This is a genomic window from Paenibacillus sp. FSL W8-0426 (assembly GCF_037969725.1).
Lineage (GTDB): Bacteria > Bacillota > Bacilli > Paenibacillales > Paenibacillaceae > Paenibacillus > Paenibacillus hubeiensis.
Genome location: NZ_CP150203.1, coordinates 3,853,321 through 3,877,445, shown reverse-complemented (window position 1 = coordinate 3,877,445; position 24,125 = coordinate 3,853,321). Strand labels below are relative to the sequence as shown.

The window sequence follows — 24,125 nt, the reverse complement described above, 5'->3', positions numbered from 1 at the left end:
CGTGAAATGGGTTATAGCAAGATTGATGGTCGTATTCATTCAACATGGAGGCGAAAAAAAGGAGGACTAGGATGAAACCATTTCACTTTATGGAGAAACGATTGGTGAAAAAGGTACTTGGTTTGTTCTTAGTGATTGTAATGCTGGCCAGCATTGGCGTAATGCCTGCTTCGAAAGTTCAGGCAGCGGGAACTACGGTGACCTCGATGGATTACTTTTCGCCCGCAGATGGACCTGTAATCTCCAAATCAGGGGTTGGCAAAGCCAGCTACGGATTTGTCATGCCTAAATTCAACGGAGGCTCGGCGACGTGGAACGATGTTTACAATGACGTCGGTGTCAATGTGAAAGTAGGCAGCAGCTGGGTGGATATTGATCAAGCCGGCGGTTATATCTATAACCAAAACTGGGGGCACTGGGCCGATGGAGGCTTTAACGGCTATTGGTTCACGGTCTCGGCAACCACCGATATTCAACTATACTCCAAAGCAAATGGCGTTACACTTGAATATCGGCTTGTTTTTCAAAATATAAACAAAACGACCATCACGGCGATGCATCCGACACAGGGGCCGCAAATAACGGCAGGTTTCACAGGCGGCGCGGGATTTACATATCCGACATTCAACAATGATCCGGCGGTAACTTATGAAGCCGTTGCCGAGGATTTGAAGGTATATGTAAAACCTGTAAACAGCAGCACATGGATTGATATCGACAATAATGCAGCCAGCGGCTGGATCTATGATCATAACTTTGGCCAATTTACCGACGGCGGAGGAGGGTACTGGTTTAACGTTACGGAGTCGATCAATGTCAAATTACAATCCAAAACTTCTTCGGCTAACGTGGTCTATACCATTATCTTTAATGAACCCGTACGTCATTCTTATGTGATTACGCCCTATGAAGGAACAACGTTTACGGCAGATGCGAATGGCTCTGTCGGCATACCGCTTCCCAAAATTGATGGAGGTGCGCCAATTGCCAAAGAGCTGGGTAATTTCGTATACCAGATTAATATCAATGGGCAATGGGTGGATTTGAGTAATTCCAGTCAGAGCAAGTTTGCATACTCCGGTAATGGCTACAATAATATGTCTGATGCCAACCAGTGGGGATATTGGAGCGATACTATCTATGGCCTGTGGTTTCAACCGATTCAGGTGGATATGCAGATTCGTATCGGCTATCCGCTGAATGGACAGACGGGCGGAAATGTAGGCAGCAATTTCGTCAACTATACGCTGATCGGTAATCCGAATGCTCCGCGTCCAGATATTTCTGACCAAGAGGACATTGCTATTGGAACACCGACCGATCCGGCTATCGCAGGCATGAATCTCATTTGGCAGGATGAATTCAACGGCACCACGCTTGATTTGAGTAAATGGAACTATGAAACAGGTTATTATCTCAATGACGATCCCGGTACCTGGGGTTGGGGCAATGCGGAGCTTCAGCATTACACGAACAGCTCTCAAAATATTTTTGTGCAAGACGGGAAGTTGAATATCAGGGCGATGAATGATATCAGATCCTTCCCGCAGGATCCTAGTCGGTATGCACAATATTCCTCCGGCAAGATTAACACCAAGGATAAGCTTTCCTTAAAGTACGGCAGAGTGGATTTTCGTGCCAAGCTGCCCACAGGCGATGGGGTTTGGCCTGCGCTTTGGATGCTTCCCCAACATTCCGTATATGGCACATGGGCCGCATCGGGAGAGATCGACGTCATGGAAGCGAGAGGGCGCCTGCCTGGGTCAACGAGTGGCACCGTACACTTTGGCGGACAATGGCCGATGAACCAGTCAGCCGGCGGCGAATATCACTTCCCGGAAGGGCAAACGTTTGTCAATGATTATCATGTATACTCGGTCGTCTGGGAAGAGGACCATATTAAATGGTATGTTGACGGCAAGTTTTTCTATAAAGTCACCAACGAGCAGTGGTATTCGGCAGCCGCACCGAACAACCCGAACGCTCCTTTTGATGAGCCATTTTATCTTATTATGAACCTGGCGATCGGTGGAAACTTTGACGGCGGACGTACTCCGAACGCGTCTGATATCCCCGCCACTATGCAAGTTGATTATGTCCGAGTGTACAAAGAACAGTAAGGAAATGCGAAAGACCGGCAGCTTTTTTTGTTGCTGGTCTTTTTTTAATGTATGTATGTTGCGTTTCAACCTGAGATGGATGTGCTGTTGGAACAAAAAATTACAAGTATAGTGCTGTTTCAGGTAGAAAAGAATTGAAGGGCAAGTCCAAATTACCTATAATCAACTAGGTGTTTGGAATATATACCAATGTAACTAAATTTATGAGGAAGGGAGGTATTGCATTTTAAAATGAAACTGGTTTCGCTGAGTTTGGAAAGGGGGATCAAAAAACAGGGGATAACAGCGATCGGAAGATGCTACTGCACTCGCAGTGTCCTTATGTGATTGATTAGTGCGGTTTATATGCGTTTAGTCCAATGGACAGGTTAGATCATGTAGAATTGAAGGAGAATGAAAATGATCAAAAAATTAATGGTGTTCAGTATAGTCGCAATGATTCTTATGGCACAGCTTGTAATTAGTCCGGCTTCCTATGCTGCAAGTAGTTATACGGGGACGTGGAGTGATCAGTATGACATTGGTTCATATGGAATGAATCAAATGTATCTTAGAATGAAGGACAAAGGAACACAAGTAGAAGTAGAGGTGACAAACGATTATTACCTCCCCACTAACGATAGCAGAAATAGTTTTTTGAATTCAAAGGGAAAATACAGGAGCAGTTTCATCACCGGAACGGTTACTTTTAATGCAAAAGGTACGGCGAGCTTTAAATATAAGGATGAGTACAATAATGGGAAAATGACGATTAGCGTAAAAAAAGAAACGGTCACGTTGACTTGGTCAGGTACAGAAACAACGGACTATTCTTTCCCTAAGGGGACATTTAAGCTATACAAAAAGGTGGATCTTTCCTCTTCCGAGTCCAAGAAATTAGGGGTTTTTCTTAGCAATTTTACCGAGCTGCAGCTATACAAATTTGATGCTAAGAAAATAAATAATTCCGATCTTATTCGCTTCGGCGTATGGCATAACTACATAAACAACTTTAATTCAAGAATAAGTTCATCTCACGGAAAACTTTATATCACTAAATCATCTGTTGAAACCTCAATATTAAAATATTTCAATATCAAATTTAGCAATCATCGGTCCGTGCTTAATCTTAAATACAATGGTAAAGGTTATACCTTTGATGGTGCTGACGGCGAGAGAGTCTTCTATGTTCAGGTAGATGAACTTTACGATATGGGGAGCAACAATTATAGAGTGTATGGACATTTATACGATCCTGATTATCCGAATGACGATTTGGTTAGCCGCGTTGATGCTATTGTAAAAAAAGTGAAGAAAGGCAAGGAGTATAGGTATGTTCTTACACAACTCAGTGTGAAACATTGAGAAGTAGAGGGGCTATCTCTAATGCCTTTAAAAAACACATCGGTGAATAGAAACAACACCGATAGATTACAGGGACGAAGCAGAGGGCTATCTGCTCTTCGTCCCTTTTGCGTTTTTCGTAGCCTGATACATCTTCTCCGTGTACTCATCAATTTCATCTCGCGACATGCGCAAACGGTTCACCGATGTACCATATCCAATTTCCGCTTTCCCCTCTTCCAATCCTTTGAAAATTCCATCTGCGAAGGCATCCAGCGGTTCTCCTTGGACATGCAGTCCCGCTCCGCCCAACTCTGTATTCACTGCCGGAGGAGCAACCTCAATGACTTCTATGGACGTATCGGAAAGCTGGTGTCTTAAACTCATGGTAAACGAATGAAGGGCCGCTTTGGTCGCAGAATAAATCGGAGCGATTGCAAACGGCGTAAAAGCCAGCCCGGATGTCACGTTAATGATGGCCGCCTCTTCTTTGGCTGCAAAATACGGAGCAAACAGCATGGATAGGTGGAAAGGCGCTTCAATATTGGTTGTAATTTCTTGATTGAAATAACTCCAATCGTGCTTTGCATCCGCTTTTAACACATTAAACCGTTGCTGGATTCCTGCATTGTTCACCAGCACATTCACCGCTGGATAGTTCGTTGTTACCCAATCAAACAATGCTGCACGTTCGGATTCAATGCCCAGATCACATACACGGGTAATAAGATCAGGGAATTTTTCTTTCGCATGTTGAAGGGCCTGTTCACGCCGTCCGCAAACAATGACGTTATTTCCAGCTTTTAAAAAGCGCTCTGCAAAAGCCAATCCTATTCCCGTATTTCCGCCTGTAATCAGTATTGTATTTCCTGAAGGTTTCATTTATGGCGCCTCTTTTCTGTTTTGTTTATTCTTCTTTCCTGAACCCGTTTGGTGTAACGTGCAATTTTTACATCAATGCCTTCTAAGGCTTCTGTCATCAAAGTTATTTCAGCCAGCACGGCTTGCTTGTGTTTCTTCAGCATTTCCAGTCGGAGTTCCGTGGTTTGGTCTCCTTCTACCACCCGATCAATATATTTCTTGATGCCACTTATTGGCATATGCGTGTTTTTCAAATAAATAATGATTTTAAGGAGCGTCATTTGATCTTCTGAAAATAACCGCCTGCCGGCTTCATCACGCTCGATTAGCGGCAGCAGTCCTTTTTTTTCATAATAACGCAAGGTTGATTCCGGAATGTTGAATCGGGCTGAAGCTTCGCTAATGGAACAATACTTCATCTGGAGGCCTCCAAATTTTATCTTTCATTGCCGACAGGAATAGGATACGTCTTAAACCATGGTTTAAGTCAACATTTTTTAAAACGAAATATGTATCAAACGATTATTTATTTGCTTTTTTGGACTTGAGCAACGGAATAACGGGACGTGTCGGATTTTTTCTTTATTATGGTACTATAGAATTAGGAGTATATCTTTTACATAACAAGATCAAGGAGGGAGTACGGTTATGCTTAGCAAAGAGATAAGGGATATCATTGAAAATTATCTTGAGGCATACAATTCATTTGAAATTGAAGGCATGGTAAACCTCTTGCAGAAGGATATCATATTTAGGAATATTTCCAATGGCGAAACCACTACGGAAACCAAAGGAATACAAGCATTCAGGGAATTGGCAGAACAGTCGTCAACGATGTTCACCAGCCGTCGCCAGATCATCACCGAGTACAGTGTCATCAATGACAAAGTAGAGGTTGGAATTGATTATGAAGGTATTCTTGCCGTGGATTTACCTAACGGATTAAAAATTGGAGATAAGCTGCAATTAAATGGAAAGTCGAAATTCGAGTTTAAGGAAGGAAAAATCTCATTGATTGAAGATTACAGTTGAGTAATACAACGTTTCAACGAAAGAGAACGATAGCTCAAAAAACCGCCTTTTCACCAAAGGCGGTTTTTCTTATGATCATAGTTCAACATTAAAATTTAGGTGCTTCAATTTTGATTTATAAACTGTTTAGGCGTACATCCCGTAAACTTTTTAAAAACTTTAGCAAAATAACTTTGATCGTAAAAATTCAACATCGTTGAAATCTCAGCTAAAGAATAACTGGAGTAAGACAGCAGGTTTTTAGCTTCTTCTATTTTGGTTTTCTGGATAAACTGAGGAATCGAAATCCCGACTTCTTTTTTAAAAAGGTTAGATAAATAATTGGGATTCAGGGAAGTTAATTCGGCCAGTTGGGAAACGGTAATGTTTTTATTCAGATGATTAAAAATAAAATTTTGACAAATATTTATAGGTCTTGAGTATTTATGTTTTTTACTGTTTGCGACTCGTTCAGCAAAATCAATTAAAACATCCTCAATCAATTCATCGACCGCTCTACTTTCGGTTAATTCCTCTAATTTAAGGATATACAAATCACTAAGGTTATAGGCGATTTCTTGATACAATCCTCCTTCTACTGCTGCTCTGGTGGTTAACGTGATCAGAGAAATGGCGATGTTCTTTTGACTTCTCAAAAAACTGGTCTTTGATAACACACCTTTCTTTCCTTGTTTATGAATAGCATGAAAATTCTCCAATACTTTATCTGTTCTCCCTAACCGTATAAAATCCAAAAGCTTCTTCTCTTTATCTATTTCAGTGTGTACTAAATTATTTTGACGTCCATCAATAATTTGGGAATAGGGTTGTTCAATCTCTAGCATATTTTGATCAAGACCTTCATTATTCAGCAAAATGTCAGCCAGCTCCAGCTTTTGTTGATAAAGCATAAAATAAATAATCATACTCAGATTAATAAAATTAAAATTGCTGATTACCGGAACTTGATCATAGTAATGCTTTATTTCCTCTTTGTTTCCCCGGGTTACTAAATCCCTTAACGTGATTTTAATAGTCTCTTCGGTCATCCTGAAATTAATTACTGGACCGACGACGATTCTCCCTTTGCATTCTTGATTAAAATGGACATTTATTGCGAAAAATTTCTCATGATACAGGGTTTCGCGAATAACGGGAAAATGTTGTGATCCCATTTCGGTAAATAACTCTGTAATAATGGCGGGGTTGGACGTGTACAAAGGGTTATGCCGGAAATCAAGAGCCGCTTCATAAGTTAACGTATTCTCACTGTCAAAATAGTATATAGGTATTTTATAGATATTGTGTGCCAAGTTACATATAAATTCGATATTCTCCTGCTGAAAGTTATGCATGTTGAAACCTCCAGGTTGTAGAGTGAAGAAATTAGATGTGTTAATTCCTTTTTATCTGTGGAATTTACCATAAAGAATATCTAATAGTGATTATACTTTTCTGTGAAATCGATTTCAACAATTGAAATGAGGGAGGAAACAGGGGGCTAACCAATCGTTAAAGCACCATCCTTTTTAATCGTGAAAGCGCCAACAAATCATTAATTCAATTTGCACTTCAAACAAACTGTTACGGCCAACATATATGAAGAGGTGGGTTCTATGCGTCCATTTGGGTTCAAGGATAAGTTTGGGTATTTGTTTGGTGATTTTGGGAATGATTTTTTCTTTGCTCTGGTGGGGTCATTTTTGATGGTGTATTACACCGATGTCTTTCAAATTAATCCTGCTACGGTAGGGGGATTATTTTTGCTGGCTCGTCTGTGGGATGCGATTGCAGATATCACGTGGGGGCGCTTTATCGATACCAGAAAAGCCGGAAAGAACGGGAAATTCAAACCTTGGATCTTTAGAATGTCGATCCCTCTCGTCATTTCAGGCGTTCTAATGTTTGTTCACATACCGGGAATGTCCAATGGATTTTACATCGCGTATGCCTATGTTACTTATATCTTATGGGGCACGTTGTATAGCACGGTTAATATTCCATACGGTTCAATGGCTTCAGTCATTACAGCTGACCCTGTAGAACGGACGACGCTGTCCACATGGCGATCACTTGGAGCGACATTAGCTCAATTGATTGTCGGTGTTCTGGGTCCACTGCTTATGTTTGTGAATAACGAGGCGAATGCCAATCGCTTTTTAATGGGGGCAGTCATTTTTGGCATTCTGTCGATCGCAAGTTATATGGCTTGTTATAAATTAACCGTAGAACGTGTGGTCATGGATGAAAATCATAAACCGAATATGAATTTGAAAAAAACGCTAAAAGGTCTTCTTAAAAATAAACCGTTAATTGTATTTCTCATTGGCTCACTTATTTTCTTAATCAATTTAATGTTAATTGGAACAGTGAATACGTATTTGTTTAAGGATTACTTTGGAAATGCCCAGTTGTTAAGTGTGTTTAGCCTCGTTCAATCGGCAACGATCCTTATAGGAATGCCGATTGTCAAACCTTTGGTAGCCAAGTTCGGAAAAAAAGAAGTAGCTGCCTCTGGGTTTCTACTATCGACCATCGTTTACTTTATTTTATTTTTGCTTCCAAACCTATCGGCGGTTCAATATATTTGTATTTTATCGCTGGGTTTATTCGGATATGCTCTTTTCAATTTAATAAGTTGGGCTTTTATAACGGACTTGGTTGACTACCATGAACATGTAACCGGTATGAGAGAGGATGCAACCATCTACTCCATCTATTCTTTTGCGCGTAAAGTAGGACAGGCTGTAGCTGGAGGAATAGGCGGTATAGCTGTGGCCGCCGTTGGTTACAATGCTGAACTTCAATCCCAAGCTGCAAGTACGTTGGACGGGATTCATTTATTAGCGACATTAGTACCATCGATCGGCCTTCTGCTCGTATTTATTTGTATGGCCTTTTTCTATCCGTTAAACAAAAAGCGTACGGCTGAACTTGTAAGCGTTTTAAATAAAAAGAGAAGTGATAAAGACTCGTTGTGATAACCCAACTTAGTTTGGATTAAGGATTTCAACCACTTTAATGAATGAAAAAAAGGAGATTATATATGCTTTATCCTACACTTACCGAAACGCGTAGCATTATAGATTTAAGCGGGATTTGGAACTTTAAACTGGATTCTGGCATGGGATTTACAGAGAACTGGCAGAAGCAAACGTTGAAGGATCCAAGCCGTATGGTGGTTCCTGGTTCATTTAACGATATGGCAGTCAGTGCAAACATCCGTGACCATGTTGGCTGGGTTTGGTATGAGCGGGAGATTACTCTGCCAAGTTCGATGACCGAAGAACGAGTGGTTTTACGGTTTGGTTCTGCCACCCATTTCGCAAAAGTTTATTTGAATGGGGAATTCGTTGTAGAGCATAAAGGGGGCTTTTTACCCTTTGAGGCTGAAATTAATCGATATTTACAAAAAGGCAAAAATCGATTAACCGTTGCGGTGAACAATATTGTGGATGAGACGACCTTACCCGTTGGTTTTGTAACCGAGAAGCACGTTGCTGGTGTTGGAAAGGTTGTTCGGAATCATCCTAATTTTGACTTCTTCAACTATGCCGGTTTGCATCGTCCTGTAAAAATATATACGACGCCGACCATTTATGTTAAGGATGTGACGATCGTAACTGAACTGGATGGGACAGTTCATTACTCCATTGATGTGGTTGGTTCAGCATCTGTTAAAGCAAAGATTGTAGATGAATCGGGCATCGTTATTTCAGAGTCAGAAGGAAAATCAAGCACACTTACGATTCCCAACGTTAAGCTGTGGGAACCTTTAAATGCCTATTTGTACACCCTTCGGATTGAACTGGAAGATGAAGGTGAAACGATCGATGTTTATGAACAGCCATTTGGTGTGAGAACGGTTGAGGTGAGCGGAGGGCAGTTCCTGATCAATAATAAACCGTTCTATTTCAAAGGTTATGGTAAGCACGAAGATACGCCTATTCATGGAAGAGGGTTAGATGAAGCAGCCAATGTTTTGGATTTTAATCTGATGAAATGGACGGGAGCGAACTCATTCCGTACCGCTCACTATCCATATTCAGAAGAAGTGATGAGGCTTGCGGATCGGGAAGGATTTGTTGTCATTGATGAAGTACCCGCGGTGGGAATGCATTTAAACATGATGGTGCTGCATCGTGGCGGAGAACTTAGAAATACGTGGGATGAGCTTAAAACGTTCGAACATCACCAAGAGGTGATCAGGGAACTCATTGAAAGAGACAAAAACCATCCCTCTGTTGTGATGTGGAATATAGCCAATGAGCCTGCCTCAGAGGAAAAGGGTGCTTATGAATATTTTAAACCGCTAATCGAATTAGCCAGAGATTTAGATCCGCAAAAGCGTCCTGTTACGATTGTCACTCAAATTGAATCTTCACCTGAAAAGGATCAAGTGGCGGAGTTATTAGATATCCTTACCTTTAACCGCTATTACGGATGGTATGTAGATGGTGGTGATTTGGTATCAGCCAAAGAGATGCTGCGCACTGAATTTAAGGAATGGCTGAAAAGATGTCCAGACAAACCATTTATGATGACCGAATATGGAGCGGACACTGTCGCCGGATTGCATGATGTCGAACCCATTATGTTTACAGAAGAATACCAAGTTGCGTTTTATAAAGCAAACCATGAAGTTTTTGATGAATTTCAACAGTTTGTTGGCGAGCAAGTGTGGAACTTTGCCGATTTTGCAACGAGCCAGGGAATCATTCGTGTACAAGGAAACAAAAAGGGGATCTTCACTCGTGATCGAAAACCTAAAGCCATTGCCCATGAACTTAAAAGACGATGGACGGCCATTCCTGATTTTTATTACAAGAACTAGCTGAAAGGGAGATTATGATTGTTACCCAAGTTTCCCCAAACAAGCATTTGCGGGCGGAATACGCTCTATCGAAGTCACTTTCTCTACGCCCGGAGCCGATGAAGCCATTGCAGAGTTGGCCCGTCTAAACGGGTTTTCGGGTTAATGCGATTGCCCCCAATTTTTTTGTTACGCATCAAAATAAAGCATTATTATTCAATGATGAAGATACCCCTGCTCCGAGAGAGAGGAAAATTCTGAAAATACACCCACGGAAAGATTTGGGGAACCTGAAGAGCTCATTGGAGGATTATGATTCTTGGTTAGCGAACAGGCAGCTAGTTTTGTAACTGGTGTAGTATTGCCAATAGATGACGGCTTCTCCTCGTATGCCGGAGTGTGATTGAAAAAAAGCTATAGAATAGGGGAGCTTCGCTTCCCCAGTCGATCCAGGTGGATCGCCATCTTTTTTATGTTCTGCGTTGTTGCCGTCATCAAGGTCAGACGAAATGAATCCGCAAACCCAACATTGGGTGACCATCCGAATATAGGTATTGTCCATGAACGTAATAGGAATACCGATATTGATCAATCGTTTGGTTTCTTCTATAGTGGGAATAACCCCTACAAGAGGAGGAAACATTGGATGCTTGAAACAGCGCTTACGATCACTTCGATGCAGACGCCCGAAGAAGCTCGGGCCTTCAAAACACTTAACGAGGAATGGATTGCCCGTATCTTCGCCGTCGAAGAGGCGGACCTGGTCATCCTCGATAACCCGGTAGAGAACATCGTGGACAGAGGAGGGGACGTACTCATCGCACGTGATGGCGATTCGATCGTCGGATGTGTTGCGCTCGTGCCGACCGGAGCCGGCGTGTTCGAGCTCTCGAAGATGAGCGTTGCACCCGAGATGCGCGGGCGTGGATACGGACGGAAAATCATTCAAGCGGCCATTAACCGCGCACGCGGACTAGGCGCTACATCGCTCTTTTTGGGAAGCAGCACCAAGCTGCCGAATGCCGTTCATCTTTATGAATCAGTTGGGTTCAAACACGTTCCTGTCGAGCAGATCGGGCCCATGCCCTATGTAAGAGCGGATGTGTTTATGGAGTTAGAACTACATTGAATACGGGGCATGAACCTTTGTGGCAGATCGCTAAGCGGATAAATGTAGGTGTATCCTTATAGCAGAATTCCCATGTACTCATGCCCTCGTGTTTCTTGTATATCGGTGAGGTGGTCCTCTTGCAAGAGGACGCACCTTTTTTGTGCTGTTCAGCGTTTCTCCACACAGAGGACGATGACGAGAATCGGAATTCACTTTCTTAAGCATTGAGCTTGGGGTGATAACACACATTTCCCAAAGTTCCGCCCTGCAACGGCATGGTTTGGCAGTCAGACGAGGGAGCTCATAAGGTTTACTGTTGTCTATTGTATAAGGTTAATTCAAATCGCCAAACGACTCTTTATTTTGGAGATTTTGGACTAAGTGCATTTGTTCTTTATTGGGGTTATAATGAACCATAATAATATTCGTTAAAGTTAGGGTGGGATTATGAGGAATAAAAGAGAAGAACTGCTAATTGAGAATTCTTATATGTCGTCCATGCACAACAAACTATGGTTGACGGATTGGAATAAAAAAAATCATTTAAATCTCTCCATGACGGAAGTCAGCATATTGGAAATACTGAATGATGAAGGCCCCAAACGAGCCAAAGAGCTTTCAGAACCACTACATATTACTTCCGGGGGAATTACGGGGATCTGTAACAAATTGCTGGCGAAAGGACTGATCTTTCGACGGAGAGACGAAGATATTGACCGGCGTTCCGTCATGTTGGAGATATCGGATGCAGGGAAAAAGATCGTCGATGAAGCTTATGCCATGAGACTGGATTTGGTAAGTTCACACTTCAGCGTGTTGACTGATGAAGAAATTATGCTGTGGAACAAATTGTATAAGAAACTGATTCACCACCTTCTTGAAAAGAGGAACGGTACACATTCAGATTAATTTCTGAACGTGTACTGTTCTTTTTTTATCTAAAATAGTGATGGATATCATCTATTAACAATATGGTATTGTGACTAATTTATGAATTGTAAAAGTAGGTTAACCGTATTATAGTATTTGTATTAGTACTAAGATACTTATTTATAAGTATTTAATAAATAATATATAAGGATGTGTTGAGTGTGAATGCGGTTGTTTTTCGAAAAGGTCAATTTCAAATGAAAGAAATAGGGGATCTTCAACCAAACAAGGACCAACTGTTGGTTGAACCATTAGCGATCGGAATCTGCGGGAGTGATCTCTCTGCAGTAGCACACACGGAGGATTTCCTCGAGAGTGTACGCAAAGCGGGGAGCGTCGGGCAAGCATTTGATCCGAACAAGGATTTGGTTTTGGGACATGAGTTTACAGCAAAAGTCATCGAGGTCGGTGATAATGTCATTGACTACCAACCAGGGGATTTGATTGTTGTACTGCCTTGGGTGATCGGTGATGACGGAGTGATGTATACCGTAGGATACTCGAACGATTATCCGGGAGGATTTTCGGAGCGCGTGCTTGTGGGCAACGGAGGCCATTTCAAGATTCCCGATGGAGTCAATCCTTATCATGCTGCGGTTACTGAGCCACTCGCAACCGGTTACAATAGTGTTTTGAGAGCGGATATTGGACCGGATGGAGGAGCGATTGTGACAGGAGCCGGAACCGTTGGCCTTGGTGCCGTCATAGCACTTGCTTCTCGTGGCATCCACCCGATCGTCGTTTCCGATCCATCTGTCAAAAGACGGGAGATTGCCATGAAATATGGGGCTCATGCCGTCGTAAATCCTTTGGAAAAGGATCCGGTCGAAGTGTATCGAGGGTTGGCCAAAGACAGTCAGCGTCTACACGTTTTTGAAGCCTCCGGCGTAAAAAACTTGATTTATAACATGATTGATGCTGTGCCTCACTATACCAAATTCCTGATAGTTGGAGCCTCCATGGAAGACAATCTGCTTAAACCGACAAGTCTCATCAACAAAAACATCACCTTGGACTTTATTACAGGGCCAGGTTATGGTGAAACCTCTTATACGGCTTTGAAAGAAACCTTCGAGGACCTAATCGCTGGGAAATTTGATCCATCGGAAATCGTAACAGCATATACCGGCTTCGATGGAGTTGAACATGCGTTTGCCGCGCTACGACCGGGAGGGGAGCAAAAGATTGAACAAGTCAAAATCTTGATTGTCCCTCAACTGGATGGAGACGGCATATATGCTCCAGATCAAATTGAACTTCCAAAAATATAAACAGATACTCCAAAAAATGAACTAAAGAGGTGAATCATGCCGTCCAATACGTATTGTATTCCGGTGGCATAAACTCATGGAACATCATGTGACTTACTCCAAATACCGCTGGATCATGTTGATATTGTCAGCGTTAACTTCACTTATTCCAACCATTGTTTTTGTTGGTCCCACAGTATTCATTCCTATGATGATGACTGATTTGCACATCACAACAGCTGAGGCGGGCGTCATGGTTACGATCGTGCTGCTAGGAGCTGGTTTGACCGGCACTATGGGGGGCAGCTTGATGGGCAAGTTCGGTATTGCACGCACGCGTACGATAGCACTGCTCTTTTATACAGTCGGAGGACTCGTTCCTCTGTTCACCTCCAGCTATGCCATATTGTTAATCAGTCGCGTGTTGATCGGGGTTGGGATGGGCATTTCGGCAGGAACATCGGTTGCCGTCACGATGGATTGGTATCCTCCAAAAGAACGGCCTTTGATTAATTCATTGAACTCCATCTTGTCTCTGGCTGGATCTTTCATTGCTCTGGCTGTTGCGATTCCGTTGTATAATCTGGTTGGTCAAAATTGGAGACTTACACTTGAGTGGTTTGGAATTGCTATGCTGATAACAACGATTCTCTGGGTTATCTTTGCAAGAAACAACGCTCAAACGAGTCAGGGAAATATGTCAGACCAATCACAGAACAAACCTTCCTCCAAAGAAAGCCCATTGAAATCGGTCATTCGAAAAAAAGAGGTCATTCTGCTGGTTATTGCATATCTTTCCTTTATGCTGTCCACGCAAAGCTTGCAGACGTTCCTGCCCACTTACTTTCAAACCGATTTAGCCATGTCTGCTGCGAAGTCTGGAACCATTACGAGCCTTATTTCGCTGGCTTCGGTTGTTGCGGGACTCCTTGTGGGCATTCTCATGGCCGCTTTGGGAAGACGTAAAATATTCATGTGGCCATTGTTAACATTGCTGCTGGTCGGATGTATTGGTTCCGTCACTTTTCCGGATGGAATACTACTGTATACTTCCGTGATTTTGATTGGACTTGCATTGAATGGCTGGCTGCCAGCCATGTTTACAAGTGTAATGGAATTGGAGGGCATGACTCCGGAACGGGCAGGCGCGGCGCAGGGACTAATTCTAAGCGTGGGCATGTTCGGAGGCGCTGTCTCAACACTTGTGATCGGTTGGATCGCAGAGTATACGGGACTGCGTGACGCTTTACTGTATTTCAGCTTCTTGGCTTTGTTCGCCATAATTTCGACCGCAATGCTTCCTGAAACGGGGCCGATCGGTAAAAAGAATAAATAATCTCGAAAGTGCGCCTGTTCTTCTTTTTCGAAGGACGGGCGCTGTCTATATGTAGGAACATTATCGACATATTCGTAGTATGACAAAAGAAGATATAAACACTACTAAGTATCTTACCGATAAAGTATATGATATGAATTTTAAGTTCAACAAGCGTTTGTATACTTAAGATGGTAAAGGAGATTAATGGATGAAGAAGCAATGGATGAAAAGAATGAAAGAAAAATTTGTGATTAGAAGGATTGGAACTAAGCTGACTATTATCGTTAGTTTACTGATAATTCTCCCCATGCTTGCATTAGGTTGGAGATCATATGAAACATCCAAAATGCAAATTGCAATAAAACTAGGGGAGACGGCTAAAACCAGTTCCGTTTCACTAAGCTCGACTCTAGACAGTACGTTCTTTGCACAAAAGGCAAATGTTGCTCAACTAAGCCGGCTTATAGATGGAAGTGAAATGGATAATCCGCATAACCGGAAAATGATGACGGATTTTTTAGAGCTTCATCCTGAACTGAAATCCATATCTGCCATTTCTGCTACAGGTGAAGCTGTCCAGATCCCAAACAAAGAACAAACGGAAAACATCCTATCCAGCGCTTGGTATAATGAAGCATTATCGGGCGATGGTGTCTATATTTCCGAGATAGAGCAATCACCCGTTGATGGTTCTTACAGTATTCGTCTTTCTCAATCACTTGAAAATGGATCAGGCGTTATAACTATTGAATCTTCAGTGGATACGCTTAAATATTTGTTTGAAAGTACAAAACTAGGCGAGACAGGCTTTATTTATGTCATTGATTCTGATGGGAGAGTTATCTACAATCCTTTCGTCGAGACGGGAAGACTATTGTCAGATTCCGGTAACCGAAACATCCTTAAAACAGATCAGGGAGAAGCTACGCTCCATAATCCTGATGATAACACCCAGGCTCAAGCCTACTTTGTTACAAATGCAATGACAGGCTGGAAGGTCATTTCAGTTCTACCCTTCGATGAATTTAACGAAGCAGCAAAGCCCATTCTACGAAATTTGGTAACGATACTAACGATAAGTATTATTATCGCAATAAGCATACTGTTTTGGATGACTAGAGGCATCACTACTGCACTGGCAAAAATCGTTCATGTTCTTGAGCGCGTAAGTCAAGGCTATTTAAATGAACGCGTTATTGTCAAACGAACGGATGAGATTGGAAGATTAAGCGAATATTCAAATCAAATGATTACCGCCCTACATAACATCATTGCGGATGTATCCATGTCATCTAATGCATTATTGTCAACCAGCATGGAGCTAAATAGCTCGGCTGAACAAACCAAAACCACTGTTGAGCTTGTTAGCGGCTTAATAGACACTTCTGCGAAAGGTACGAAACAACAAGCATTGGCAACCAAAGAATCGTCGATGATGATGCAAGAAATGACGGCTGGAACTATAAAAATTGCTGAGTCGTCAACTGTGATCGCAGAATTGTCTCAGAGAACGGAGAAAGACATTGAACACGGCAATCAACAAATGGATTTGGTCAGCCAACAAATGGATATCATCCTTCAGTCTGTAGAAGAATCTTCTTTGTATATTGAAAAGTTGAATTTACTTAATACTCAAATTACGGACATGAGTTTGATGATTTCTTCGCTTGCCGAGCAGACCAATTTATTGTCTCTAAATGCAGCGATCGAAGCAGCTAAGGCAGGTGAAGAAGGAAGAGGCTTTGCAGTGGTGGCTAACGAGGTTAAGAAGCTAGCAAATAAGTCAAAAGAATCAGCTAATCATATAGAAGATAATATTAAGCAAGTGAATACGCTTGTTCAGCAAATTCATCATGTTATGAATTTGAAAGTATACAAAGAATCCATTCAGGGAGTAGAGTTAGCAGACCGTGCCAAGTTAGCGCTTGAACAGATACAAAACGCTACGAAAAATGTTGTTCAACAGATTATAGATGTGTCCGCTGTGACGGAGGAACTGTCTGCGGGTTCAGAAGAAGTTACAGCTTCCGTCAATGAGATCGCTAATATTGCTGATCAATCATCTAATGCTTTTGAAAAAGTAGTGGCGGCAAGTCAAGAACAATTAACCGCGATAAATGGGATTAAGTCAACCAGCGAAGAGATTCAGGGCATTTCACATTCTCTGAATCAAAAAGTGAAACGATTTGTTTTATAAAAACCACCAAAATCAGTTGAGGTCTATATGAGGAAATAGAATTCTAAAAACGTTAATCCATTGCGCTACCAGAAACTGTCCTTCTAGTTTATTGTATGACCAACAATGAATCAGAAGGAGGTTTATTATTGTTGAATATTGCAGATCGAAGACTTGAATTGGTAAATTTGCAGGATTTTCATAGAACGCGATCTGGGGCAGAATGAACAGAGGGTAATATGATTATTATTCGGACTCAGGTAAGGTATTGGGTCCGAAACTGGAACTGCATGATTGCACCGTAATTTCGGAGACCGATGGGCGAAGAATGGTTTTTGCTGGACTGAGGATGTATGGAGGTATTTTTAATCAAAAGCAGGCCTTGAAGAACTTTCATTTTCAGGGCGCGCGTTTTTTACGTGTCAGGTTAGTGGGCAAATACTCTGGATTTCACGAATCATTTCATTTGGGCGATAGAATATTTGTTGGCGATACAAGGCGCAATCATTTTTGATGAAAATCAAAAAACGATCATTCGTTAGAAAATGATACAAATTGAATAGGACAGGAGAAATAGCGATGCAGCTTTCAGATTCAACCTATGGCGAGATTACAGCTCTAAGTAAACAAGGCGATGATTTGGTGAAGGCAGGCGATTTTGAGGCGGGCAAGCATAAGTATGTTAAGGCCCTGCGATTATTACCGGAAAATCATCAAGAATGGGAGGCCGCTACGTGGTTATACGTGGCAATCGGGGATGTCCATTTCCATATGAAAAATTACGATAAGGCATTCAAATGCTTTTATAACGCTGTACAATGTCCGAAGGGAGTAGGGAATCCCTATATTCATCTCCGGTTAGGGCAGTTGTATTATGAACAGGGGAACCTTGAAAAGGCGGCGGACGAGTTAACACGGGCTTACATGGGTGCGGGTATTGGGATTTTTATGGAGGATGATCCAAAGTATCTGGAGTTTTTAGAGACAAAAATAGAGATTTGATTGAGAGGATAAGAACATAATGAAAAGACCCACCGGGGCTCACCAGCGGGTCTAGTCTTGTGTAGAACGAAGCGGGGATGCTCAATGTTTCGAGCCGGGAATGATCGTTTCGGCAATGCGGATCAGCTCTTCCGGAGAGATATTACCTTTGCGGACACTTAGGGTGTAGTGATAAACATAGCTGGTTTCAGGTTCCTCATAGACCCATATTAACTCGGTGGAACCCCCGCGAGAGGTTCTCTGAATGACGTCCTGTCCGTTTATTTTTATTTTTTGGCTGGTGCTGTTCAGTCCGTCTTCATATGAGGCGGTGACAGGGCCGGTATTTTTGGCGTTTAGGATACTTAGTGAAATTTCATTTTTGCCGCTGGCATAGGTTAGGAACGACAGCCAGAAATCATCCGTAAAATTCACCGGCATCAAGGCATAATCTTTGCCGGAAGCTTGGGCTTCGGCCAGCAGTTTCTTTGCAATTTTTGTTTTTTCCTCTTCGGAGAGCGTATTCAGATCCATCCCGTGCTCCATATGTACGCTTGCCTTTTGGAACGTATACGTGCTTGAGCCAGAGAGTTCCTTGGATAGGGGCATGCCGGGTACATGCAGCATTTTCTTTAATTCGGCGAAACTCTTTACGATATGTGAATTGGCTTTGAGATCGAGGACATGGTTCGGATTGTTCGGCACGACGTAGATGATCGCAGCCTCGCCGGGCTTGATGTCATTCACCCAAATTTCGTTCATTCTGGAAATTCGTTTTGCTTCGTCCTCGGTGCGATTCGATGCAGGGGCAGTGGAGAACGGCTTTTCTTGAAAAAGAATCTCCCCTTTGTCGTTGGCCAAGGACTGGTATTTTACGGCGGCAAATCCCGTTGATGCAGTCAGCAGCATGCCGGCTAAGAGGAGAAAGCTCACTCTATTTTTCACAAAAAATCGCTCCCTTTTGAAAGGTTTTTCTCCTATGTTGTTCATGATCCGATCTTGAAGGGCGGTTCCTGAAGGTTCAACTCTTTGAAATAGTGGTTTCAGGTCTTGGCCGGGGTCGATGCTCATTTTTTCTTTCCTCCTCTGTACTGACGTAGTATGTTCTGAATTTGGCGGCGGCCCGCTCGTATTTCTTTCGTAAATAGGTCGCGTTTTGATTCAGAATAGGGCTAATTTCGTTATAGCTCTTTTCCTCGACGCAGCGCAGAATCAGCAAGCTTCGTTCCTCGGCGGACAACATGGCCAGCGCACGCAGCACGGACGGATTGTAATATTTGTGATCAATAGCTTGATCGACCTGGTTGTTGTCCCGGTCACTTTTGTACAAAAAGGGCAGAAATCGCGTGATTTTGCGTTTGCGCAGCAAGTCAATGCAATGGTTAAAGGCAATCCGGTACAACCATGCCTCATAGGGTCTGTCTGGATCGTATTTGTGCAAGCTGCGGTATGCCTTCAAGAACACCTCTTGACTGCAATCCTCTGCTTCTCCATAATCCCCGAGCATGTGGTAGCAGTAATTGAAGATGAATTTTTCGCAACGCATGACGATCAATGCATACTTGTCTTTCTCCCCTTTCAGAACGTCACTGACAATTTGTTGAATCGGTTCGTCCAAGTTGCTTCCCCTCCTTACAACTTGTATTACGGAACAGCATCAGGCAAATGTGACAAATCGATCGAAAAAACTTGATATGACGTCATTCATCGGTAAATCGGGAGCTGTTACGGGGGAAGAACAATGCATTAAATTGACAACATACTGAAGGGGTTTTATTATATTTAGCATACTGATGGGTATCTGAATAACACATCTATAGTAGGTGTGTGGAGGTGATTCGATTTGAATGTTCGTGACAAAGTTTTTCAAGCAGCAGAACAATTAGTCAAGACGAAAGCATTCGACCTGATTACATTTGCTGACATAGCCAGAGTGGCCGGCGTACATTGGACTGCTGTCCGCAGACATTTTGGCAGCAAGGAGCAGATGAGGGAATGGTTAAAGGAAAGGCAAGCGGAACTCCATGCCGATCTTACGGACACAAGTTCCCGCGTACTGGAAGCAGCTGCACATGTCTTTTCTTCAAACGGATATGTAAACTCTTCTTTGGATAAAGTTGCCGAGTATGCCGGGCTAAGCAAGGGGGCGGTTTATTGGCATTTCTCCAGCAAGCAAGATTTGTTTCTTTCGATTTTAAAACAAACTTATGAGCAGCAGCTTCGACTGCTTCCCCACCAAGTGGACCATATACTGTCATCGAACGAACCGATGACTGCCTTGTCGGAATGGTTGGAGTCCCAGTTTAATTGCCTTGAGGCTGGAGAAGAACGATCCAGCCTATTTTTGGAGTTTTTAGTTTCCGGAGAAGCCGAGATCCGCGAAAACTTGCAAAAACTTCACGGACACATGATGGATGAAATAGGGATATTGCTGCAAGAAATGCAACGAAGGGGGTACATGGCAGAAGACGTCGATCCCCGTTCGATCGCCTTGATGCTGGATGCATTGCTAAAAGGCGTTCTCATCGAATGGATGCTCGACCCACGGCCGGATTCATTGCGCGCCCTTATCCATACGATATCAAAAACGTTGTGGCATGGAATTAGAGGGCCTGCCAACCATTAGACATTTGTCCTGAGATTAAACGCGTTATTATGCCATTAACATACTATATAGTACGTTTTTAATGTATATATAAGTATGTGAATATAATGATCGTGAGGAGGAATACGGGTGGTTGTGTTAGCGATCATCGTGATGTTCATGGCGGCTCTTTATTGGTATGGCCAATTCCAATTTCGGCGGGCAGAGAAGCAATTTCCTCCAACCGGAACGTTTGTAACGGTAAAAGGAATGAAACTTCATTATATAAGTAAAGGCGAAGGAAGGACGGTCGTTTTTCTTCATGGCGGCGTTTTGACCGGGAATGATTTCAAACAGGTGATAGATCTAGCGGCATCCAGCGGTTTTCGCGGAATTGCGTTTGATCGGCCAGGCTACGGGTATAGTGATCGCCCCGGAAACATGCAGATGACACCCAAAATGCAAGCAAAGCTGATTCACGAAGCCTTAAAGACGCTGGGCGTCGAAAAGCCGATACTGGTTGCCCATTCATGGAGCGGGGTGTTGATGCTAACGTATGCACTGGATTATCCAGATGACATATCCGGGCTTGTCACGCTAGGCGCTGGCATGTACTCGGAAGGATACCCTGCCGAGAGAGGCGACCCCATCTCCACCATCATTACCATTCCTGTGTTGGGAAGAGTCCTGATGAACATGTTGTTGGCTGTAATTGGACCTTCATTGGCCGATATCATTCTAAAAAACACCTTTAAGCCGGAACAGGTCCCCGAAGCGTATCGAAAAGCAACATATGCTTTCTGGCTTCGACCATCCCAATTCAGGGCCAACCGAGAAGATGTTCTTGCTTTTGTTCCCGCTGCCAAGGCTGTTTCGGAGAGATACAAAGAAATCAAGGTGCCACTAGTCATTATGGTAGGCGCGGACGATCCTTTCGAAACAAAGGAGCATAGTTTCCGACTGCACAAAGAAATTCCGACCTCCACACTGATCGTACAGGAAAACGTTGCACACATGATTCCCCAAAATCACCCAGAGGTAGTTATGAAAGCGATAGAGTCCCTCCATTTGAAATGAACCGCGATCGTTGCCTGCTGGTCGCTAAATTACCCCTTTTCGTAAGATCGGGTTAACCAGCAATTACTGGTTGGCCTTTTTGTAATTCAGAAAATGTGAATATAATTAACTTTGAAGGATAAACGTATCGTATGGGGAACTGCTGTTGCTACGGCGCCGCGAATCGGCTCGGCAAATCTATTAATGAGGTGAAGAACTGATCAAATTCACATTCAAAACATCTTGATCACCTTTTGCATAGTGATCTCCTGTTGGGCGGTAGTTCGAACTCCTGACTAGCCTGAGCAAAACCGCTGAGCCCGGTACCTTAAAATTTATCTTCTCAACGTGAGTAAGCTAAAATGTTGGGTATATGTTATGATATGAATAATTAAATGTAAGTTTCTATTCATTTGTTAGTAAGTATGGATCATAACCACTTATTTCCTTGAAGGGGGACATCTGTTTTGGATGCGCAGTTTCTAGATTTATTGGCCCAGAAATATGATACGGAAGAAAAAGTCATCACCGAGATCATCAACCTTGAAGCGATCTCCAATCTCCCCAAAGGAACCGAGCATTTTGTCAGTGATTTGCATGGGGAGTTCCAGGCTTTTCAGCATGTACTAAGAAACGGTTCGGGTACCGTCAAAGAGAAAATCAAAGATTTATTCCGAGAGGTTTGGACGGATCAAGAAATCAATGATTTTGCGGCATTAGTGTATTATCCGGAAGAAAAAATACAGCTGGTTAAAGGAGCCCTATGCAGTAAACAAGCCTTGAACCAATGGTATAGACAAACGATTGAACAAATGCTTAAGCTTATTTCGTATGCCTCTTCCAAGTATACGCGCTCGAAATTGCGTAAAGCTCTGCCGGAGCAGTATGTATATATTGTAGAAGAGCTTTTATACAAAACAGATTCGACCAACAATAAGGATCCTTATTATGAGGAAATATACCGGCAAATCATCTCCTTGGGCCAGGCGGACAAGCTCATTATCGGCCTTGCTTATACGACCCAGCACTTAGTGGTTGACCATCTTCATGTGGTCGGAGATATCTATGACCGGGGACCGGACCCCGATAAAATTATGGACACGCTGATCAACTACCATTCTGTAGACATTCAGTGGGGGAACCATGATGTCCTGTGGATCGGCGCCTACGCGGGTTCCCTGGTCTGCCTTGCGAATATTATCCGAATCTGCGCCAGATACGACAATCTGGATATCATCGAAGACGTTTACGGTATCAATCTTCGCCCACTGCTGAACTTGGCGGAGAAATACTATGATGACAATGCGGCCTTCAGACCGAAGCTGCAGGCAGGCCATAATGTAACGGAGCAAGAAATTCTGCAGATCACCAAAATTCATCAAGCTATTGCCATGATCCAGTTCAAGCTTGAAGTTCCGATTATCAAGAGACGCCCATACTTTAATATGGCAGAAAGACTTTTGCTTGAGCAGATTGATTACGACAAAAATGAAATCAAAATCGGCGAAAAAACGTACCCGCTGGAAAACACCTGTTTCGCAACCGTAGACCCGCAGCAGCCTGAACAATTGCTGAAGGAAGAACACGAGGTGATGGAAAAGCTGCTGTTCTCCGTTCAGCATTCCGAAAAGCTGGCCAGACATATGAATTTTCTGATGAAAAAGGGCAGCCTTTATTTAAAATACAACGGGAATCTGTTAATCCACGGCTGTATTCCTTTGGATGAAGAAGGAAACATGGAAGAAATGCAGATTGAAGACAAAACGTATTCGGGCCGCCAGCTGCTCGATGTTTTTGAATATTACTTGCGCTACTCCTTTGCGCATCCGGAAGAGACGGATGATCTGGCTACGGATATGGTATGGTACATCTGGACAGGGGAGTGTTCCTCGCTCTTCGGAAAAAGAGAAATGACCACCTTTGAACGGTACTTTATCCAGGATAAAGAAACCCATAAGGAGAGAAAGAACCCTTACTACTATTTGCGTGAAAATGAAGAGATCTGCCGGAAAATTCTGCTGGAGTTTGATTTGAATCCGGATCACGGACATATCATTAACGGCCACACGCCAGTTAGAGAAATTCGTGGAGAGAACCCCATTAAAGCAAACGGGAAAATGATCGTCATTGACGGCGGTTTTTCCAAAGCCTATCAATCCACAACAGGCATCGCCGGATATACCTTGTTGTATAATTCCTTTGGCATGCAGCTCGTCGCCCATCAGAAGTTTAATTCAAAAGAAGACGTGTTATGCAACGGCACGGACGTATTGTCTGTAAAAAGACTGGTGGACAAAGAACTGGAACGGAAGCTTGTGAGGGAAACCAATGTTGGGGAGAAGCTGCAGCAAAAAATTTCGAATTTGAAAAAACTGCTGGAATATCGTTACATGAAGTGAAACGACTATATAGATTGAACCGGAAATTTATACGATAACGAAGAGGGCAGAAAGAATCTGGAGAAGCGAAGCGGTCTAAACGCTTTCTGTAAGAAAGCTGCTTCGGAAGCATAGGCTGATCACCGGATTTTCCCCTTGAAAAAGGGGATCAAAGAAATCTAGGGATAACAGCGATCGGAAGATGGTTCTGAC

General features: G+C 42.8%; 19 protein-coding genes. 14 read left to right on the top strand and 5 right to left on the bottom strand.

All coding sequences use genetic code 11. The features are described from left to right. Positions 1-71 precede the first annotated feature (71 nt). Together MKY59_RS17270 and MKY59_RS17265 are read left to right on the top strand one after the other, a co-directional pair. A complete protein-coding gene (locus tag MKY59_RS17270; RefSeq protein ID WP_339272650.1) occupies positions 72-2,120 on the top strand; it encodes a glycoside hydrolase family 16 protein in 2,049 nt (682 codons plus the stop codon). A gap of 399 nt (positions 2,121-2,519) precedes the next feature. Beyond that, on the top strand, positions 2,520-3,464 hold the full coding sequence (locus MKY59_RS17265) for a hypothetical protein (RefSeq protein WP_339272649.1): 945 nt from the start codon (positions 2,520-2,522) through the stop codon (positions 3,462-3,464). A gap of 87 nt (positions 3,465-3,551) precedes the next feature. Here MKY59_RS17265 and MKY59_RS17260 read toward each other — a convergent pair whose 3' ends face one another. Both MKY59_RS17260 and MKY59_RS17255 read right to left on the bottom strand, forming a co-directional pair. After that, positions 3,552-4,325, bottom strand: coding sequence for an SDR family NAD(P)-dependent oxidoreductase (locus MKY59_RS17260; protein WP_339272647.1), 774 nt, complete (start codon positions 4,323-4,325; stop codon positions 3,552-3,554). Continuing rightward, complete coding sequence (locus MKY59_RS17255) at positions 4,322-4,723, bottom strand: MerR family transcriptional regulator (protein WP_339272645.1); 402 nt, start codon at positions 4,721-4,723, stop codon at positions 4,322-4,324. Before MKY59_RS17255 ends, MKY59_RS17260 begins: the two co-directional genes overlap by 4 nt. Before the next feature lie 229 nt (positions 4,724-4,952). Between MKY59_RS17255 and MKY59_RS17250 the strand changes: the two genes are divergently transcribed. Next, positions 4,953-5,336, top strand: coding sequence for a nuclear transport factor 2 family protein (locus tag MKY59_RS17250; protein ID WP_339272643.1), 384 nt, complete (start codon positions 4,953-4,955; stop codon positions 5,334-5,336). 104 nt (positions 5,337-5,440) lie between these two features. On the opposite strand, the gene MKY59_RS17245 is transcribed toward MKY59_RS17250, so the two are convergent. Further along, the gene (locus tag MKY59_RS17245; RefSeq protein ID WP_339272641.1) at positions 5,441-6,670 is read right to left on the bottom strand and encodes a helix-turn-helix domain-containing protein; all 1,230 of its coding nucleotides are present in this window, start codon (positions 6,668-6,670) and stop codon (positions 5,441-5,443) included. 261 nt (positions 6,671-6,931) lie between these two features. Between MKY59_RS17245 and MKY59_RS17240 the strand changes: the two genes are divergently transcribed. From MKY59_RS17240 to MKY59_RS17205, 8 genes are all read left to right on the top strand, one after another. Then, positions 6,932-8,296: a glycoside-pentoside-hexuronide (GPH):cation symporter gene (locus MKY59_RS17240; RefSeq protein WP_339272639.1), complete on the top strand. Its 1,365-nt coding sequence runs from the start codon at positions 6,932-6,934 to the stop codon at positions 8,294-8,296. Between the two features lie 65 nt (positions 8,297-8,361). Next, entirely contained in the window at positions 8,362-10,149 is a 1,788-nt protein-coding gene (uidA, locus tag MKY59_RS17235) for a beta-glucuronidase (protein WP_339272637.1), read from the top strand. Positions 10,150-10,774: 625 nt separating this feature from the next. After that, positions 10,775-11,257, top strand: coding sequence for a GNAT family N-acetyltransferase (locus MKY59_RS17230; protein ID WP_236412448.1), 483 nt, complete (start codon positions 10,775-10,777; stop codon positions 11,255-11,257). A gap of 429 nt (positions 11,258-11,686) precedes the next feature. Next, positions 11,687-12,148 carry a MarR family transcriptional regulator gene (locus MKY59_RS17225; RefSeq protein ID WP_236412449.1) on the top strand — a complete coding sequence of 154 codons (462 nt, stop codon included), beginning with the start codon at positions 11,687-11,689 and terminating at the stop codon, positions 12,146-12,148. Positions 12,149-12,330: 182 nt separating this feature from the next. After that, the gene (locus tag MKY59_RS17220) at positions 12,331-13,440 is read left to right on the top strand and encodes a zinc-binding dehydrogenase (RefSeq protein ID WP_339272636.1); all 1,110 of its coding nucleotides are present in this window, start codon (positions 12,331-12,333) and stop codon (positions 13,438-13,440) included. Positions 13,441-13,516: 76 nt separating this feature from the next. Further along, positions 13,517-14,755, top strand: a complete 1,239-nt coding sequence (locus MKY59_RS17215; RefSeq protein WP_236412451.1) for an MFS transporter — start codon at positions 13,517-13,519, stop codon at positions 14,753-14,755. Between the two features lie 190 nt (positions 14,756-14,945). Continuing rightward, positions 14,946-16,934 carry a methyl-accepting chemotaxis protein gene (locus tag MKY59_RS17210; RefSeq protein WP_339272633.1) on the top strand — a complete coding sequence of 663 codons (1,989 nt, stop codon included), beginning with the start codon at positions 14,946-14,948 and terminating at the stop codon, positions 16,932-16,934. A gap of 558 nt (positions 16,935-17,492) precedes the next feature. Then, the gene (locus tag MKY59_RS17205) at positions 17,493-17,915 is read left to right on the top strand and encodes a tetratricopeptide repeat protein (RefSeq protein WP_339272630.1); all 423 of its coding nucleotides are present in this window, start codon (positions 17,493-17,495) and stop codon (positions 17,913-17,915) included. 81 nt (positions 17,916-17,996) lie between these two features. Here MKY59_RS17205 and MKY59_RS17200 read toward each other — a convergent pair whose 3' ends face one another. After that, positions 17,997-18,839 carry a DUF4367 domain-containing protein gene (locus MKY59_RS17200; protein ID WP_339272628.1) on the bottom strand — a complete coding sequence of 281 codons (843 nt, stop codon included), beginning with the start codon at positions 18,837-18,839 and terminating at the stop codon, positions 17,997-17,999. 76 nt (positions 18,840-18,915) lie between these two features. Next, positions 18,916-19,512: a sigma-70 family RNA polymerase sigma factor gene (locus MKY59_RS17195; RefSeq protein ID WP_339272626.1), complete on the bottom strand. Its 597-nt coding sequence runs from the start codon at positions 19,510-19,512 to the stop codon at positions 18,916-18,918. Between the two features lie 225 nt (positions 19,513-19,737). Between MKY59_RS17195 and MKY59_RS17190 the strand changes: the two genes are divergently transcribed. The 3 genes from MKY59_RS17190 (at position 19,738) to MKY59_RS17180 (ending at position 23,933) form a co-directional block, all read left to right on the top strand. Then, positions 19,738-20,520, top strand: coding sequence for a TetR/AcrR family transcriptional regulator (locus tag MKY59_RS17190; protein ID WP_339272624.1), 783 nt, complete (start codon positions 19,738-19,740; stop codon positions 20,518-20,520). Between the two features lie 108 nt (positions 20,521-20,628). Continuing rightward, complete coding sequence (locus tag MKY59_RS17185) at positions 20,629-21,555, top strand: alpha/beta hydrolase (RefSeq protein ID WP_339272622.1); 927 nt, start codon at positions 20,629-20,631, stop codon at positions 21,553-21,555. A gap of 446 nt (positions 21,556-22,001) precedes the next feature. After that, positions 22,002-23,933 (top strand): fructose-1,6-bisphosphatase, encoded by a 1,932-nt coding sequence (locus MKY59_RS17180; RefSeq protein ID WP_339272620.1) that lies wholly within the window; start codon positions 22,002-22,004, stop codon positions 23,931-23,933. Positions 23,934-24,125 lie beyond the last annotated feature (192 nt).